The 17933-nt window shown below is 32.7% G+C and carries 13 protein-coding genes; 7 read left to right on the top strand and 6 right to left on the bottom strand.

All coding sequences use genetic code 11. The features are described from left to right. Positions 1-197: 197 nt before the first annotated feature. A complete protein-coding gene (locus tag BM120_RS01880; protein WP_091992785.1) occupies positions 198-1373 on the top strand; it encodes a CD0519/CD1768 family membrane protein in 1176 nt (391 codons plus the stop codon). Between the two features lie 177 nt (positions 1374-1550). On the opposite strand, the gene BM120_RS01875 is transcribed toward BM120_RS01880, so the two are convergent. The 4 genes from BM120_RS01875 to BM120_RS01860 all read right to left on the bottom strand — a co-directional run bounded on the left by BM120_RS01875 (position 1551) and on the right by BM120_RS01860 (position 6994). Then, a complete protein-coding gene (locus BM120_RS01875) occupies positions 1551-4262 on the bottom strand; it encodes a YfhO family protein (protein ID WP_091992784.1) in 2712 nt (903 codons plus the stop codon). Between the two features lie 238 nt (positions 4263-4500). After that, complete coding sequence (locus tag BM120_RS01870; protein ID WP_091992783.1) at positions 4501-5550, bottom strand: FAD:protein FMN transferase; 1050 nt, start codon at positions 5548-5550, stop codon at positions 4501-4503. Beyond that, positions 5531-6055 (bottom strand): peptidylprolyl isomerase, encoded by a 525-nt coding sequence (locus BM120_RS01865; protein WP_091992782.1) that lies wholly within the window; start codon positions 6053-6055, stop codon positions 5531-5533. Before BM120_RS01865 ends, BM120_RS01870 begins: the two co-directional genes overlap by 20 nt. A 30-nt stretch (positions 6056-6085) precedes the next feature. Next, positions 6086-6994, bottom strand: coding sequence for a manganese-dependent inorganic pyrophosphatase (locus tag BM120_RS01860; protein WP_091992781.1), 909 nt, complete (start codon positions 6992-6994; stop codon positions 6086-6088). Positions 6995-7393: 399 nt separating this feature from the next. Here BM120_RS01860 and BM120_RS01855 point away from each other — a divergent pair, with 399 nt between their 5' ends. From BM120_RS01855 to pflA, 6 genes are all read left to right on the top strand, one after another. After that, a complete protein-coding gene (locus tag BM120_RS01855) occupies positions 7394-7576 on the top strand; it encodes a hypothetical protein (protein ID WP_091992780.1) in 183 nt (60 codons plus the stop codon). Between the two features lie 508 nt (positions 7577-8084). After that, positions 8085-9386 carry a 5-formyltetrahydrofolate cyclo-ligase gene (locus BM120_RS11180; RefSeq protein WP_091992779.1) on the top strand — a complete coding sequence of 434 codons (1302 nt, stop codon included), beginning with the start codon at positions 8085-8087 and terminating at the stop codon, positions 9384-9386. A 33-nt stretch (positions 9387-9419) separates the two neighbouring features. Then, positions 9420-10217: an ABC transporter ATP-binding protein gene (locus tag BM120_RS01845; protein ID WP_091992778.1), complete on the top strand. Its 798-nt coding sequence runs from the start codon at positions 9420-9422 to the stop codon at positions 10215-10217. A gap of 25 nt (positions 10218-10242) precedes the next feature. Then, positions 10243-11970, top strand: a complete 1728-nt coding sequence (locus BM120_RS01840; protein WP_091992777.1) for a hypothetical protein — start codon at positions 10243-10245, stop codon at positions 11968-11970. A gap of 412 nt (positions 11971-12382) precedes the next feature. After that, positions 12383-14614 carry a formate C-acetyltransferase gene (gene pflB / locus BM120_RS01835; RefSeq protein ID WP_091992776.1) on the top strand — a complete coding sequence of 744 codons (2232 nt, stop codon included), beginning with the start codon at positions 12383-12385 and terminating at the stop codon, positions 14612-14614. A 10-nt stretch (positions 14615-14624) separates the two neighbouring features. Continuing rightward, positions 14625-15368: a pyruvate formate-lyase-activating protein gene (gene pflA / locus BM120_RS01830; protein ID WP_091992775.1), complete on the top strand. Its 744-nt coding sequence runs from the start codon at positions 14625-14627 to the stop codon at positions 15366-15368. A 151-nt stretch (positions 15369-15519) separates the two neighbouring features. Here pflA and BM120_RS01825 read toward each other — a convergent pair whose 3' ends face one another. Further along, positions 15520-16176: a P-II family nitrogen regulator gene (locus BM120_RS01825; RefSeq protein ID WP_091992774.1), complete on the bottom strand. Its 657-nt coding sequence runs from the start codon at positions 16174-16176 to the stop codon at positions 15520-15522. 14 nt (positions 16177-16190) lie between these two features. After that, complete coding sequence (locus tag BM120_RS01820) at positions 16191-17678, bottom strand: DUF1538 domain-containing protein (protein ID WP_091992773.1); 1488 nt, start codon at positions 17676-17678, stop codon at positions 16191-16193. Positions 17679-17933 lie beyond the last annotated feature (255 nt).

Genomic DNA, 17933 nt, shown 5'->3' with positions numbered 1-17933 from the left:
AAAACTGCTGAACACGTTGTATTTTATATATTTTCAACATGTAAATACGTGTAAAAAATAACAATAATAATCACCTTAATAAAAAAAGTATGCTAACCTTTTCAAAATTTATGTTATAATAATATTAAGGTTATTGTTTGGTCTTGATAAAAAGATTAAGGATAACAAATAAAAAATGAATAGAAGAGGTGAACTTTATGGAAAACAAGAAAAGGGTAAAAGCTATAAGTCTTGAAACTTTTGTATTTTTGGCCATATTTATCGCTGGATTTGGAACCTTGGGTTCGGTCATGGGTGTGGGGCCAATGTTCAAGACTATGATTGCCACAGCGCATGATCTGTTGTTGCAAACTGTATTCTTGATTATGTCTATGGCTGTTCTAGCAGGTGCTATAAGTGCGCTACTGTCGGAATTTGGAGTTATTTCGCTTATTAATAAGATCTTTGCTCCTTTGATGAAGCCAATATGGGGTCTTCCAGGTGCAAGTATAACAGGTGCAGTTGCTACATATCTTTCAGATAATCCTGCTATTATACCATTTGCGAGTGATAAGATGTTTACACAATACTTCAAAAGATATCAGATTCCTGCATTGTGTAACTTGGGAACTTCGTTTGGCATGGGATTGATTGTCACGACATTTATGATTTCTCAAGGGCCTGAATATATTGCTCCAGCATTGATAGGTAATTTGGCTGCGATAATAGGCTCTGTAATAAGTGTTAGACTTATGCTTAGGCAAACCAAGAAATATTATGGAGATTCGGCATACGATAAATTGGATGCAGATGAAAATTTAAATTCAGAAACTAGTTCAAATAGCGAAAATCAGAACGAATTTAGATACATTAGGACTGGAAATTTATTCCAGAGAGTTTTGGATGCTTTGTTAGAAGGTGGTAAAAATGGGGTAGAGATGGGAATGGCCATTATACCTGGAGTACTTATTGTATGTACATTTGTTATGATGCTAACATTCGGACCAGGAAAAGGAGGCGAGTACACTGGTGCAGCTTATGAAGGTGTAAAATTGCTTCCGTATCTTGGAGATAAAATCAAATTTATAATTGAACCGTTATTCGGATTCCAGTCAGCAGAGGCGATTGCTTTCCCAATAACTTCACTTGGAGCTGTTGGGGCTGCAATATCGTTGGTTCCAGAGTTACTAAAAACTGGGCATGCTTCTGCAAATGACATTGCGGTATTTACTGCGATGGGTATGTGCTGGTCTGGATACTTGAGTACACATATAGGAATGATGGATGCACTTAAGTCAAGAGAGCTTGCTGGAAAGGCAATTCTATCACATACAGTAGGTGGTTTGTGTGCTGGTATTGTTGCTCACTTGATATTCGTGTTAATAGTTCATTGATTGTTTTGTTAGAAGTAGTTATAGATTAGTTGAAGCGTAGTATATATTTAAATTAAAACATATTATACATCCTATGAAAGAGTTGGCTTATAAGATTAGTCATAGAGAAAAAGAGGTTAAACACATATGCTTATACATAGAGTGTTCAACCTCATATCTCATTGCCTAACCTTTGGGTCAGCTCTTAAAAATTTTATTCGATTCTTTTTTTCTAAATATATTGTGTCTAGCATTGAGCCCTCTAAACACAATGTAGCTCACAAATATCAGTGTACCTAGAACTGTTGAAATAAAGCCGATGCTTTGAAGAGGTCTTTCATATTTAAACTCGACCCTATGTATTCCTGGGTTTAGCTTAATCGCCATAAAGCCGATATTTGACCTAAATATATCAGTATTATTTCCATCCACAAATGCCTTCCACCCATCATTAAACGGAATTGAGATAAAGAGTAATTTGCTTTCTTTGTTTTCTATTTCGCCTGTAAAGCCATTTTTGTTCATAGATACGTTTTTAAGATGATTATTTTTTAGTCTTTCAATATTTGTTTCGTAACTGCCAAAGCTAATCAGATCCAAGCTTATTTTTGATAAATCGAATTCTCCTTTATTAGGAATTCTAATTTTTAATTGATTTTTGCCACTATCAATATATCCAATGTTTATAAGCTTTTGATTTTCTCCAGCATACCAATTTGAATGCTTATTGATAAAATCATAATATCTTTCTTCTCCGTTATGTGTAACAAAAATATGTGGATTATTCTTAAAAACATCTTGGCTGTCTATTCTTAAATAAAGCTCACCTTTAAGCTTTGCATCATATTCAAGTAGGAGAATATCATCTTTTTTGTTTTTAATAATACCTCTATTCTGTAGAATATGCTTCGTATTTTTGTCTTCTCTTGAAGCTTTAAAAGCATTAAAATCTAATTTTGTATCAACTAAGCTTGATTTTCTGAAATAATTATCCTCAAGTTTTTTAATACCTGTCAAATTTGGCTTTTTATTGTCTGTGTTGTCAATAATGCAAGCTTCAAGTAATATGTTTTGTTTTTTTAATACATCCAGCATTCTAATGTCATCATAGCTCACATATTTATCATATGTAAAGCCAAATGGAAGATAGTATTTGTTTTCATATAAGCTATCAGATATTTTTTTATATCCAAAGGGTATCTTCGAATCGGAAAGATAGTATTTGGTTGATGTAATTGAGTTTAGTATAGCTCTGCTATCGAATCCTCTTACGACTGTTATGGGAATAGAGGCAGTGTTTATATATTCCAAATTAAACAGTGAAAAATTTTTGTTTTCAATGCTATAATTAATTGGTATTGAATTGTATCCAAATATATCGGAATAATTATTCTCTGCTGTGTTTGGATTATCAACTCTAAAAAATTCACTACTGTCTGTTAGAATATCCTTATATTTGTCGTATTTAACCAGTTTTTCATGTAAAATATAATTTTTTACAAAAGCTCTTGAATACGAGCTTTGTTTAGCGTAAATAAACATACTTACTGAAAATGATATTATTATAAGCACGTATATCGAGCTGCTCTTAAGATTTTTATTTCTGAAAAATAAAATTATCGCAATTAGTGCAAAAGCAACTACTATTGGCAATATATCATTGGAAAATGCAATTTTTGATTGTATCCTCATCAGATTAGGATCGTTGGCATATCTCAAATATGTTCTATATGTATATACACCGATTATCAGTAAAGTAGTGAAGCATATCGATATTTTTTTATACCCTTGCGATTCAACCACAGACTCAAATCGAATAACGAAAATATATGAAAGTAATAGCGTAACGATGAAGTACCATCTGTAGTTATCATATAGAAATCCTCCAAATAGCTTGTGTAGTTTCGGAGATAGTATTAGCAATAGGGTGAAAAAAGAAATTATTTTCAGCTTTAAGTTGCCTTTGTTGATAAGCATATCGATAAGCGTAACCAATACCACAATCGAAATTCCCACCAATGCGAAATTATTGGAGTCTGGAGTTCTAAAAAACGCATAAAAGTAATTAATAATGTCATTTTTAGCCATTATAAAAGGTAGCTCAGCCTTGCTATCTATATTTCTAATACTGTTGGTAATGATGCTATTAACAACTGGAAAGGTTACTATACCGGATATTAAAAATGACAGCAAATAGGAAAGCATACCTCTGCCGAAAATCTTTATGCTGCTTGAAGGACCTTTTTTTAAGAAAATGTCAATAGTACAAATCAATGCATAAAAAAATGCAGTTACTGACAGGATAATTGACAAGTATACATTTGTAATAAGCGAAGCAGCGAACACTATCACAAATAGCAAAATATTATTTTTATAAACCAATTTATGCACAGCTATAACCATCAAAGGTAGTAAAATCATCGCATTGATAAAGAATGGATGCATCATACCAGGAGATAGGGCATAATTGGAGAAGGTGTACAAAACGGCACCAAAAGCAATGCTTATAGGATATTTCTTTTCTGTAAAGTACGCACACATGAAGATAAATGCGATTCCAGATAGATAAATTCTAAGGAATATTCTAATCATGTATATTGTCACAGGGCTAAGATTTTTAATTAGAAAAATTGCACTCAATGGATCCGTTAATCCATAATAATGGTATGTGCTTAAAATATCCTGACCGAGACCGATATTAAAGTTGAATAAATAAAATCCATTCTTTACGATATCATTAAGGTATTTGGATATATATATTTGAGATGGAAAGTGTTGTACAAATGCATCACCATAATATACAAAGCTTCTTCCATCCTTATGCATAATAAAAATAATGATAGAGGACAGAAATAAAAAAATACAGCTGTAGATTATCATAATTTTTAATAGATCTTTTTTATATTTCATTGGGTACCTCTCTACATTTTAATATAATAAACCGAAATTCGTTTAGTGAGAAATGCTGTGCAAGCCTCGAGTAATCAAGGAGCTTACAACAGTCACATCAAATATAAATGCCAAATATTTATATCAAATTTATATAAATATTTGGTAGGGTAACAAATGATTGTACCCTACCATATGGAAAGCTATACTATTTTATATTAATCTGACAACAGCTGTTGCAGAAAAATATTTTATTTTTCTATTCGACAATTTTATAGGACTCGTCAGTCAAAATAAACCTTGATTTCATTGAATTTGACAAGTATATTTTTTTGTCCTTCGTCAAAAATATCGCTCCGACATCCTTTTTTGAATTAATAAATTCCAAGCCTTTTTCAAGTCCCATTCCAAAGGTAGAAGTAGATAAAGCATCTCCATCAATAGACTTCTTTGAAATTATGGTAACAGAATTTAAATTATTTTCAAATGGATATCCCGTTTTAGGGTTTAACATATGGTGATACAGCTTGTCTCCAGCCTTGACGAATCTTTCGTAAATTCCAGACGTGACTACAGAGGTATTTTCAGCCTTGATATATCCAATTGATGTTGAAGCTTCCTCATAAGGTGCTTGTATACCGATTTTATATGGTTGACCAGATTTGTCACCCAAAACAAATACATTGCCACCTAGGTTGATTATGGCACTTTCAATATTATTGCTTGTAAGATTTTCACAAATTAAATCTGCGACATAGCCCTTTGCAATTGCACCTAAATCGAGTCTCATATTTTTTTCATTCAGAAAAACTGTTTTTTTACTTTTGTCAAGCTCTATATTTTTATAGTTTATAAGTTGTAGATTCCTTGTAATCTCATCGCTACTAGGAACTCTTGCATTATTTGTTCCAATTTGCCAAAGTGACGAAATAGCACCGATTGTCGGATCGAAAACTCCACCTGTCAAATTCGCATACTTTATTGAGGCTTCAATCACGTTGAATGTTTCATTTGAAACAGTTACAGGGCTTATGCCAGCTTTTTCGTTGATTTTATTTATCTCTGTATTGCTCTGTTGTGCACTCATCTTGTTGTGAATATCCTTTAGTATAGTATCAGCATCCTTTAGAGCAGCTTCAGCATTGCTTTTTTTAGCGTTAAATACCTTAACCTCACTCACAGTTCCAAGATAATAGTAGGTTTTCGATAGCTCATCGATTTTTTTATTAATTGTAAAATATAATGCTGCTACAAATACAAGGCTTACAAGTACAGCAAGCTTGATTATTCTATTGTTTTTCTGGCTCATCGAAGCTCTCACCCTTTGTATCAACTGTTACCTTTTTCATTTTTTGCTCATTGACCGGTCTATCTCCAAAGCTTGTTTCAGCTTCGGCAATCTTGTCTACTATATCAAGACCTTCGATGACTCTACCAAAGCTTGCATACTGTCCATCAAGATGTGGTGAGTTTCTATGCATGATAAAGAATTGAGAGCCAGCTGAATTTGGATTCATTGCTCTAGCCATTGAAAGAACACCTCTTTCGTGTTTTAAATTGTTTGTGAATCCATTAGCCGAGAATTCTCCATGAATATTGTATCCTGGGCCACCCATTCCTGAGCCTTGTGGGCAACCTCCCTGTATCATAAAACCATTAATTACCCTATGAAATATTAATCCATCATAATATCCCTTGTTTATTAATGAAATAAAATTTTTGACAGTGTTAGGAGCTATATGTGGATAAAGCTCTGCCTTAATAATATCTCCATTTTCCATTTCTATTGTTACTATCGGATTATTTTGTTCCATTTTACACCTCTTCTTATTTTTATTTTTTTGTTAGAATTTTTCTACTTCTGGAGTAAGGCTTGGCACCAACTGCTTCTTTCTTGAAACAAGTCCGTCAACAAAAACTCCCTGAGTAGGCTCAACGTTGAACGCATTTGCAACTATTTCATCTGGGGACTTATAAAGCATATAAGAGCCTTCTTTGATGATATCAGTAATTGCAAGATAAAGCATATCAAATTCAGACGCATTTATATAAGTAAGGAATTCATCCTTTTTACTCAAAACAGAATCTATGTCAAGAGTCATTACCTGACCGATACCAACCTTCTTTGTTCCCATATCGAAAGCCTTGAAATCCATGTTTACTATATCCTCAACAGAGTATCCGTCAAGAGAAGTACCAGCCTTGAACATTTCCATTCCATATTTTTCATAATCTACCTCCGCTATTTTGGCAAGTGCTTTACCAGCCTCTATATCAAGCTCCGTAGTTGTAGGTGATCTAAAAATCAATGTATCTGATAATATTGCTGATAACATTAGTCCTGCGATTGGCTTTGATATTTCGACATTGTTTTCTCTGTACATATTGTATAAAATTGTGTTTGTACAGCCAACTGGTCTTAATGTCATGCTCAAAGGTGTAGCAGTAGCTATTCCACCTAATTTATGATGATCGACAATTTCTAATATTGTAGCATCTTGTAGTCCGTCAACACTCTGACCATATTCGTTGTGATCAACTAGACAACAGCTATCGTCACTTCCTACAGCTTCTAAAAACTCAGGAGCTTCAGCTCCAAAATAATTAAGCACGAATTCTGCTTCTTTTCTAACTTCGCCCAATCTACAAGATTTCGCATCTATACCTAGTTTGTTTTTTAAATTTGTCATTACCAAGCTCGAACAGATTGAATCTGTATCAGGGTTTTTATGACCGAAAACCAATAAACTCATTGCATTTCTCCTTCCAATTTGAAATTTCTATCATTGTTGTTAAAAAAAATAATACATTATCATTATATCAAAAAAAACACATATTTTGAATATGTTAAGATTTATTTAGTTAAATTGATTAGTTATATATTTGCTAATATGTGATATAAATAATAAAAAAAACTTATTTGACAAACATTATCATTTGTGATAGCATTATAGTATGTAAATTATGAAAAATCTTATAATTGCTGATTTTATTTTAGGGGGAGAAAATATGTAGATAAAGAAATTGAAAAAAGTTGTAATTGTAGCTTTAATAGTAGTGTTATTATCACAATATTCGGTAAAATTTAATTTAGATGCAAGTAGGAGCCAATATATAGGTTCGGTAATATATTCGAAAAGAGGATTTCACTAATGATAGATTATGTAGATATTATTGTAGTATTGACCTTTTTTTCTGTTCTCGTGATTAGGTCTGTTATATTAAAGGTGTGTCTAAAAAAATCCTTTAAAAAGGATTTTTTTAGACAAGAGAATGTAATAGCAATGTCGGTCTTTTTAATCGGATTCTTTTTGATTAAATATTTCATTATATAGATATATGTATTAGAGTGAATGTAATTTTTTATGCAATTTATATTTCTAATCTGATGATTAGTAAATTGAAAAATAAAGATTTAGCTATAAGGAAGGTTGGTAAAAATCCAACCTTCCCTTATTTATGACATTACTTAGCTTTTCTTGTCGTTAATTCAATTATACAGTATTTTCTATCTTTTTTTATCATTTGTTTTACATCAATTGTAATAATACAGATTTATTTAGTTAAATTGGGTAGCTATAATCAAAAGTTAATAAAAAATGTTATAATATATACTGTTACTATGCTTTAGGAAAGGATAAGCTGATGAAATATACAGAGTTGATACTGATGTTTACATCTGTAATATCAATAGCTGGAATTTTTAGTGTATACTTTAATAAAATTGTATTTTTAGCTTAGAGATACTTAAATAAAAAATTTTAATATTTGAAAATTTAGTGTATAATGATATCTAACAAATACTAATTTTTCGTTGCTGGAAGGGAGATGTATGTGTGATTGATGCCAATAAAATCAGATATTAAACCTAATATCAAGGAGAATATTAATAAAAATTGTAGAACAAAATGTGAAGATAAAGAGAGTGGAAGATTGAGAAAAATAACCAATCAGACAATTAATTTCCAAAAAGAGCTTGATAATATTATAGAAAATATTGAGAATAGTGAGGTGGTACCGACTTTATTGCTACACAGTTGTTGTGGTCCCTGTAGCAGCTATGTATTAGAGTATTTATCGAAATATTTTTCAATAACTGTTTTTTATTACAATCCAAATATTTATCCAAGTGATGAATATTGGAATAGAGTTGAAGAACAGAAAAAGATAATAGAGATAACTGAATCGAAATATCCTATAAATATGATTACCGGTGCGTATGATGTGGATAGATTTTATAAAATGGCACATGGTAGGGAAGCTATTCCAGAGGGGGGTGAAAGATGTCATTTATGCTATGAGATAAGATTGAGAGAGGCAGCAAAAATTGCAAAACAAGAAGGCTTTGATTATTTTACGACAACACTGTCAATCAGTCCGCATAAAAACTCACGAGTTCTAAATGAAATAGGAATGAGAATTGCTGAGGAATATGAAGTAAGACATTTACCAGCAGATTTTAAAAAGAACAATGGTTACAAGCGATCGGTTGAAATAACCTCACAAGCAGGTATTTATAGACAGGATTATTGTGGATGTGAGTTTTCAAAAAAGGAAAGTGATAAAAGGAGAATTAAAAGAGAGAAAAAGGCTTTAAGAGAGCATATTAAAAAAATTTATTCCGAAATAGAAAAGGAATATCTTGAGAAATCTGAAGCTGTGATAATAGAGAAATTTTTATGCTCCGATTTATATAAAAATTCTAATAATATTTTTTGTTATGTTGGAAAATTTCCGGAGATTGACACCTTAAAGATAATAAATAGGGCACTATCTGATGGAAAAAAGGTTTCAGTACCTTATTGTGTAGCTGAGCATGAGATGAAAGCCTTGATTATAAATAGTGTGGAGGAGCTTTCTGTTGGACAATTCGGTATACTTGAGCCAGATGAAGCTTCAGAGGAAATGAAAAAAGAGGATGCTGATTTAGTAGTTGTTCCATGCTGTACCTGTGATAAATCTGGAAATAGATTGGGATATGGCAGAGGATATTATGACAGATACCTAGAGCAAATTGAAATAAAAAAAATCGAAGCAAAAAAGGATATGGCAAAAAATGTATTGCTGATAAGAAAAAAAGCTATGGTTGATGTGGTTCCAACTGATGAGCATGATATAAGGGTAGAGGTAATAATAACTGAGTAAACAGCTTGATAATAGATTGAAGGAGGATAATCAATGATCAGAATAGCAGGATTGACAAAGCGATATGGAGATAAAATCGCTCTCGATAATTTAGATTTAGAAATTTTAGATGGAGAAATTTTTGGATTAATAGGTCATAATGGGGCTGGAAAATCAACCACAATTAAATCCTTAGTAAGTATTATTGAACCAACTAATGGTCAAATATTTGTGGACGGCAAGGATTTAAAGGAGAATAGACTTGAAATAAAGAAACAAATAGGATATGTTTCTGATTCTCCAGATATGTTTTTAAAGATTCCGGCAATATTATTTTGGGAATTTGTAGGAGATATTTATGGAATTGAAAAGGAAACGAGAGACAGAAAAATAATAGAACTTTGTGAAATATTCGATATGACTGGGAATGAAAACTTGCCTATTGAAGAGTTTTCTCATGGTATGAGGCAGAAAGCATTTATAATAGCAGCACTTCTTTCTGATCCTAAAATATGGGTATTGGATGAGCCGATGACAGGACTAGATCCACAGTCGTCCTTTAATCTTAAGGAAATGATGAAGGAGCATACGAAAAAGGGGAATACGGTATTGTTCTCCACACACGTATTAGAGGTCGCCGAAAGACTTTGCGATAGAGTGGGGATTCTTAGAAAGGGAAAATTGATTTTTGTGGGAACGATTGATGAGCTGAAAAATAGATACCCTGGAGAAAGCTTGGAAAAAATTTATTTGGATATGGTAAATAATCCAAATGGAAATAATAAAATTTATTCTGACGAAAAACAGTATACCTATTCCGACGTAGGCTCAGAAAAAAATGATGAACAATAGGTTATGGAAAAGTAGGTGAAAAAAGATGAAAAATTTACTAAAAAATCAAGCCTTCAAACACTTATTCTTTATAAATCTGTTGTATGCAAATCCGTCCTACACTTCAAGCTTGAAGAAAAAACAAAAGTATATGTACAATCCTAAATTGATATATTCTGACATATTTAAGTATAGCTATATCTTGGGAACAGTAATAATGGTTGGAGTATATACACTTATATTCATTCCGATTGATTTCTCAGCTCTACCATTTTTATTCGATTATTCTCTGGGATTTTTTCTGTTGATGAATATTTTGCAGACATTTACATTTTTCTTCAATGTATTTTATGAAAGCAGGGATTCGGAAAGCTATATGCCACTTCCCATATCTGAGAAAATGGTGTTTACTGCTAAAATGTCTGTTATAGGGCTTGCTACGACACAGCTGGCAATACCAATAATTCCGCTTGTAGCTATGTTCAATGTACACAATGGAATGAATATTGCTCTTTCTATAATTTTTGGGATATTTGCGTTTGTAGTATTTGGGGGAGTTGTCATTGCAATTAATTCATTACTTATGCAGTTTATGGTGAGGACAGCCATTATTTCAAAATTTAAAACTAGCATTATTACATTTATATCGTTAGCTGGTATGCTTTTAAATGTTTTCTTCATTTTTAAAATACAGAGCTACAATTCAAATTTTTTGCAAGAATCACTAAAAAAGGATAAAGTGTTTTTTGGACCGATATCTAAATTAATGGCAGCTGGTGTTTTGCAGGGGATTATGCTGTTGGTAATAGCTGCTGTGGTAATCGCTGTGATTATATTTATTTCAAGGGGATCAGAAAAGAGCTTTTACAACAGTGTTAGACTTATTCAAGGGAATACAAAAAACAGCAAAAATGGCAATGCTAAAAAAAGAAATATATCATCTGATTACAGCTCCAATAACAAAAATATAAGGAAAAATAGAAGGAGTGGAGTTGAATTTGATGGTGAAGATAAGGCTCGAGATATTGTAACACACAGTATTAGGAAAAAAACATTAAAAAAAGCGAAGCTTGGTATGTTTAGGTATAATCTGGGGCTAATAAATGATTCGACGTTGATAACTCAATCAATAGTGCTTCCTTCTTTTATGCCATTTATGATGATTGCTCCAATGATAATCAATAATTCAGCAGAAATCGCTGATGTTTTTAGAAATAATCAAATTGTTTTCGTATTATTAATTCCGTTAGCAATAGGATTGATTATATCTATTTATCCAACGAATCTTTGCTCAATAATTGTTTCTCTTGATAGGGAAAATTATAACTACTTTATGGCATTGCCAATTGACAGAAGAAAATACATTTTTTCTAAGCTGCAGTTTTCTTTGTTGTTTACAATGTTGGTTCCTTTAATTATGATGATAGGGTTATTTTTGTACTTGAAAATAAATATCCTACTGTCAATTGTCGGTATTCTTGTGCTTACTGTAGTTACAGCAGCAGCCTCTGTACACTGGCTGATATTCGACTACAAGCATGCTTTGATAAATTGGCATAATGTTAATGAAATACAGAATAGACTACCGAGATATATCACAATTTTAGTTTTTATGATTTTAATATCAATGATAATCGTGTCAAGTGCCTTGATATATGGAGCTTCATTAATGGGAACAAGTGGCAGTATAATAGGAATTATCATTGCTATATTAGCAGTGCTAGTTGGATTCTCACTTTATAGGCTAAGGAAGTTTTTGAAACAAATAATGTAATACAGTGCATTGTGAAAAATACGAACAATATTGTTGTTAAAAATAATATAATCTGAAAATTGCTATTTTTAAAATCGCTCAAAAAAACTTTGCAAAACGCTTAGGAGTGTGCTATCATATGGATATACTAATAATTAATCAATCGTAGCATGAAAAAGAAAGGGTAATTAAAAAAATATAAATTTATAAAAATGTTCGTGTTTTTAAATAAATGAAAATTGTTATTAATTATTCTTGGGTTTGTTGCAAATAAATGAAATATTTGAAATTTGTTTATAAAAAATAATAAACCTTTTTGCTTGGTATTTTTTATGAATGTTCAAGTATTAATAGCTAATAAAAATATGATTCGTTAATAGCTAATAAAAATATGATTCGTTTTGGATTATAATTAAATGGAGGTGTAATTCATATGATGGCATGGAATGATTTTAAAAAAGGTAATTGGACAGAAAATGTTGATGTTCATGATTTTATAAATTTAAACTATACTCCATATGAGGGTGATGATAGTTTCTTGAAGGGGGCTTCTGACAATACTAAAAAGCTTTGGGATCAAATTTCTTTCCTTTTTAAAAAGGAAAGGGACAATGGTGGAATGTTGGATGTTGATGTCGATACTATTTCGGGAATTGACTCATATAATCCCGGATACATTAATAAGGATCTTGAAAAAATAGTAGGTCTACAGACGGATGCTCCATTAAAAAGAGCAGTAATGCCATTTGGTGGAATAAGGATGGTAGAAAATTCTTGTGAAGCTTATGGATATGAATTGAATCCAAAAATAAAAGAGATATTCACAAAATACAGAAAAACTCATAATCAAGGAGTATTCGATGTATATACAGACGAAATGAAGGCTGCTAGAAAAGCCGGTATCATAACTGGTCTTCCAGATGCATATGGCAGAGGAAGAATAATCGGCGACTATAGAAGAGTAGCACTATATGGTGTTGATTTTCTGATTGAAAAAAAGATAGAAGAAAAGCTATCATTGGCAAATAGACCGATGACTGAAGATGTGATGAGATTGAGAGAGGAGTTATCCGAACAAATTGTCGCATTGAAAAAGCTAAAGAATATGGCTCAATCATACGGCTTTGATATTTCAAGACCGGCTGAAAATGCACAGGAGGCTGTACAGTGGTTGTATTTTGCTTACCTTGGAGCAATAAAAGATCAAAATGGTGCTGCGATGTCATTAGGTAGAACATCATCCTTCTTGGATATATATTTTGAAAGGGATTTAAAAAATGGAGTGATTACAGAGGAAGAAGCACAGGAAATAATGGATCACTTTGTTATGAAGCTTAGGCTGGTTAAATTCTTGAGAACACCGGACTATAATGAATTGTTCTCTGGAGATCCTACATGGGTGACAGAATCAATCGGTGGAATGAATGCTGATGGAAGAACATATGTAACGAAAAATTCTTTCAGAATATTAAATACGTTGTATAATATTGGCCCATCTCCGGAACCAAATTTGACTGTGCTATGGTCGACAAAGCTTCCAAAGGGCTTTAAAGATTTTTGTTCAAAAGTTTCTATAGACACTAGCTCAGTTCAATATGAAAATGATGATTTGATGCAAAGCTATACAGGTGATGACTATGGTATTGCTTGCTGTGTATCAGCAATGAGAATTGGAAAGCAGATGCAATTCTTCGGAGCAAGAGTGAATTTGGCAAAAACACTTCTATATGCTCTAAACGGTGGTATAGATGAGAAGTCTGGTATACAAATTGGACCAGTGGCAGAGCCATTGAAGGATGAAATTCTTGATTATGAAGCTGTTAGAGAAAGATTTGAACAATATTCAGAATGGCTTGCAGGTCTTTATGTCAATACATTGAATGTAATTCACTATATGCATGACAAGTATTCATATGAGTCCTTGGAAATGGCTCTTCATGATATGGAAATACTTAGAACAATGGCTTGTGGAATTGCCGGATTATCGGTTTGCGCGGACTCACTTTCTGCAATCAAGTACGCAAAGGTTAAACCGATTAGAAATGAAAACGGAGTTATCGTCGATTTTGAAACTGAGGGTGAATTTCCGATGTACGGAAATAACGACGATAGAGTTGACTCAATAGCTGTTGATTTAGTTAGAGGATTTATGCAAAAGATTAGAAAGCATAAAACCTATAGAGATGCACTACACACACAATCCGTTTTGACAATCACCTCAAACGTTGTCTATGGAAAGAAAACTGGAAATACTCCAGATGGTAGAAAAGCTGGAGAACCATTTGCACCAGGTGCAAATCCAATGCATGGTAGAGATTCTAATGGTGCATTGGCATCATTGTCATCAGTTGCAAAGCTACCATATAGCGAATCTCAGGATGGTATATCAAACACTTTCTCTGTAATACCAAATGCGTTGGGTAAGAATGAGTCAGAGCGAGTTTCAAATCTGTCCGCAATGATGGATGGATATTTTACTCAAGGAGCACAGCATTTAAATGTAAATGTTCTTGATAGAGATACATTACTTGATGCAATGGAAAGACCAGAGGAATACCCACAGCTGACTATTAGAGTTTCTGGATACGCTGTAAACTTTATAAAGCTTACTAGAGAACAACAGCTAGATGTAATAAATAGAACATTCCATCAAAGAATGGCTTAGGATAAATGATATGAAATTAGGAAATATACACTCGATAGAAACCTTTGGAACTGTAGATGGACCGGGAATTAGATATGTGTTGTTTTTGCAGGGCTGTATTTTAAGATGCAGATATTGTCACAATAGAGATACGTGGGAAATCGGAGCTGGCAGGATGATTTCTCCAGAGGAGGTAATAAAGGATGTTTTAAGGTATAAGTCTTATTATTCTACCTCTGGTGGGGGACTTACAATTTCTGGTGGAGAGCCTACCCTTCAAGCTGAATTTGTGAGAGCTGTGTTCAAGCTTGCAAAACAAAATAACATACATACTTGCTTGGATACGAGTGGTCTGGTCAATATAAAAAAAATTGATATGATTTTGGAATATACGGATTTAGTATTGCTTGATGTTAAGCATATATCTCCAGAAAAATCCAAATGGTTGACGGGGTATAGCTCCGAAGCGGCTTTAAAATTAGCTCTGCATCTCAATGAAAAAAAGATTCCTGTGTGGGTTAGACATGTGTTAGTTCCGACGATCACAGATAATAAGGATGATTTGAGAGCTATGGCAGAATTTCTAAAGCAGCTCAATAACGTTGAGAGGTTTGAATTTTTGCCATATCATGAGATGGGAATATATAAATGGAAAGAGTTTGATGAAGAATATTCTTTGTCTGATATTAGACCCGCAAATGAACAGGATGTTCAAAATGCAAAAAATATATTTATTGAGGCGGGCTATAATAATTTTGCTGACGTTAGAAAATAATTAATAAATAATATGAAAAGGGCTGATTATAATATGTTTAATCTTTACTGGATAATCCAGAAGGATTAGTATGTATTAAATCAGCCATTTTTTATTATTACAATCAACACTAGATATTATAAAGTCTTATATTATAGCATATTTTTTATTGCTATTTTTGTATTCCCAAAGTCCTCTTAACTGGTTGAACGAATAGGATCCCACTATTCGGTTTTTCCAGATTCATTTCTTTATTGATTGATTCTACAATACTATCAGTCTTATCTGATTCAGAAATGATAATTACAATTTCCTTTTCAGGCTCTATTTCAACAGCAAATATTTTTTGACAAGGGGAATCTGATGCTGAGCCTCGTGCATTTATAATTGTTCCACCCTTTGCTCCTCCCTTTGAAGCCGCCGCTACAACATCTTCAGCCTTTCCCTTATCTACTATAGCTGTAATTAAGTCATTCATATTTTTTCCCTCCAAGCTTTTACCATTGTAATAATTGTAATGACATCCAATGAGATTACTTACGGATATTGCAAATGCTATCCCATGATTTGCTTTATAAAATTTGTATTTGAAATCTAACTCATTTAAAAAAGAGTCGATTTTTTCACTTTCCATAATCAAATAAACAATTTCTTTTCTAGTGTCAGACAGTCCCATCAAATCCATTATTCCTGTGCTAGACGTGCCTTTTGCAATTACACAGGAGGTATATTTCGAACCATTCTGTCTAGCTAATTTCTCGATTTTTTTGCTCAAGCCATAGTTTACGATAACGCAGACTAATTCAATTTCGTTTTTTATGCTAATCATCTTTTACCTCCATGCTAATCATCTTTTTCCTCCTGTGAAGCCTTATGTTTAAATACTATACCCAATATTTGCAAAGCAATCAATGGAGTCATGGCAATCATAGAAATAATTCCAAATCCATCAATTATAACATTAGCACCCTCTGTACCCTGTGCTATTCCTTGAGCGAACGCCAGTACAAATGTGGCTGCCATGGGTCCAGATGCGACACCTCCGGAGTCGAATGCAATACCTACGAACAGCTTTGGTGCAACGTATGTCAGTATTATTGCAATTGCATAGCCTGGAAGCAGATAGTGCCATAATTGTATTCTTGGAACTAATATTCTAAGTATTGACAATGATACAGCGATTGCAACACCAATTGATAGTGTAATCAAGACTAGCTTTCTATCTACGTATCCGCTAGTTACGTCTTCGATTTGTTGAGTAAGAACATGAACTGCCGGCTCGGCTAGTATTGTAACCGCACCAAGTATAAATCCAATGGCTATTGGATAAAAATTATTATCTAAAAGGGTTAATTTATATCCAACGATTTCTCCGACCTTCATAAATCCGGAGTTGACACCAACTAAGAATAATACCAGACCGACTAGAGAAAACAGTATTCCGAAAAGTATTCTGTATAGCACCTGCTTTGATAGCTTGAAATATAGTCTATCAAAAATTAGGAAAATGATTAATATAGGTGATAGGGCAATTAATACCTCCATCGCTGTGTGTGGAATCCCATGCAAAAAAGGTGCTATTATCCCTTGTGTGCCGTTTTGTGATGAAATTGAGATTTCTCCTGAAATATTATTTATACCTCTTATCAAGCCCATAATCAATACAGCTATTATAGCACCGGTTGAGGCAATTGCTACCAAGCCGAAGCTATCCTTCTCTGATGCCTTACTGTCTCTCTTTATTTTTGAGATACCGACAGATAGTGCAAGCATAAATGGCACTGTTAGAGCACCTGTAGTCGCTCCGGATGCATCAAATGAAATTGCCAAAAATTCCCTTGAAGAGAAAATTGATAGCATAAAAATAATTCCGTAAAGCACTGTCAAAGCTCTGTAAAGAGGCGTATTATAGACTATTCTTAGCAAGCCTATGGAAATAAGAACGGCAATTCCTATGGAAACACATATCAATATGGCGTTCTTTGAAATGATGCCATCTGTAACGCTAGAGACTTGGCTTGCGAGAATGTGTAAATCAGGCTCGGCAATGGAAATGATAAATCCCAAGACCATTCCAGATATTGCTACTATCCAAATTTTATTTGATTTTGCAATACTCTGTCCCATAATGCTTCCCACTGGCGTGATTCCAATATCAATACCCAATAAAAAAATTGCCAATCCAACAATCATTAGAAAAGATCCTATTACGAATTTTATCAATGATGTACCACCAATCGGTGTAAGCGTGAAATTTAGAATAATGACGATAATTGTAATGGGTAAAATAGAATATGTGGTTTCTTTCAGCTTTGCTCTGATTACATTCAATAATTTTCACTCTCCTTTTTTGCGATAATAATATTATTTATTTAAGATAATCTGACCCTTATAATGGTAATGCTTATATATATTATACAATAAATTGAAAATATTAACAAAGCATTAAGTGTTAATTTGTTCGGGATAAGGAGTTAATATTTCGTTATAGGTATTGTTGAAGAAAAATAAATGATGTATAATGTAATAAATAGAAATTAAATAAATTTATATTTGAAAAGATAATAAATATTTTAAATAAATATA

The organism is Peptostreptococcus sp. D1, assembly GCF_900112955.1.
Classification (GTDB): Bacteria; Bacillota; Clostridia; order Peptostreptococcales; family Peptostreptococcaceae; genus Peptostreptococcus.
Note: the sequence above shows the minus strand (reverse complement) of the source record. Positions and strands in the feature narration are given on the sequence as shown.

Coding starts and splice junctions, on each gene's coding strand:
- BM120_RS01825 (WP_091992774.1), bottom strand. CDS start 16,176: ATGATTAGCATAAAAAACGAAATTGAATTAGTCTGCGTTATCGTAAAC.
- pflA (WP_091992775.1), top strand. CDS start 14,625: ATGAAATTAGGAAATATACACTCGATAGAAACCTTTGGAACTGTAGAT.
- BM120_RS01880 (WP_091992785.1), top strand. CDS start 198: ATGGAAAACAAGAAAAGGGTAAAAGCTATAAGTCTTGAAACTTTTGTA.
- BM120_RS01870 (WP_091992783.1), bottom strand. CDS start 5,550: ATGAGCCAGAAAAACAATAGAATAATCAAGCTTGCTGTACTTGTAAGC.
- pflB (WP_091992776.1), top strand. CDS start 12,383: ATGATGGCATGGAATGATTTTAAAAAAGGTAATTGGACAGAAAATGTT.
- BM120_RS11180 (WP_091992779.1), top strand. CDS start 8,085: ATGCCAATAAAATCAGATATTAAACCTAATATCAAGGAGAATATTAAT.
- BM120_RS01840 (WP_091992777.1), top strand. CDS start 10,243: ATGAAAAATTTACTAAAAAATCAAGCCTTCAAACACTTATTCTTTATA.
- BM120_RS01855 (WP_091992780.1), top strand. CDS start 7,394: ATGATAGATTATGTAGATATTATTGTAGTATTGACCTTTTTTTCTGTT.
- BM120_RS01875 (WP_091992784.1), bottom strand. CDS start 4,262: ATGAAATATAAAAAAGATCTATTAAAAATTATGATAATCTACAGCTGT.
- BM120_RS01860 (WP_091992781.1), bottom strand. CDS start 6,994: ATGAGTTTATTGGTTTTCGGTCATAAAAACCCTGATACAGATTCAATC.
- BM120_RS01865 (WP_091992782.1), bottom strand. CDS start 6,055: ATGGAACAAAATAATCCGATAGTAACAATAGAAATGGAAAATGGAGAT.
- BM120_RS01845 (WP_091992778.1), top strand. CDS start 9,420: ATGATCAGAATAGCAGGATTGACAAAGCGATATGGAGATAAAATCGCT.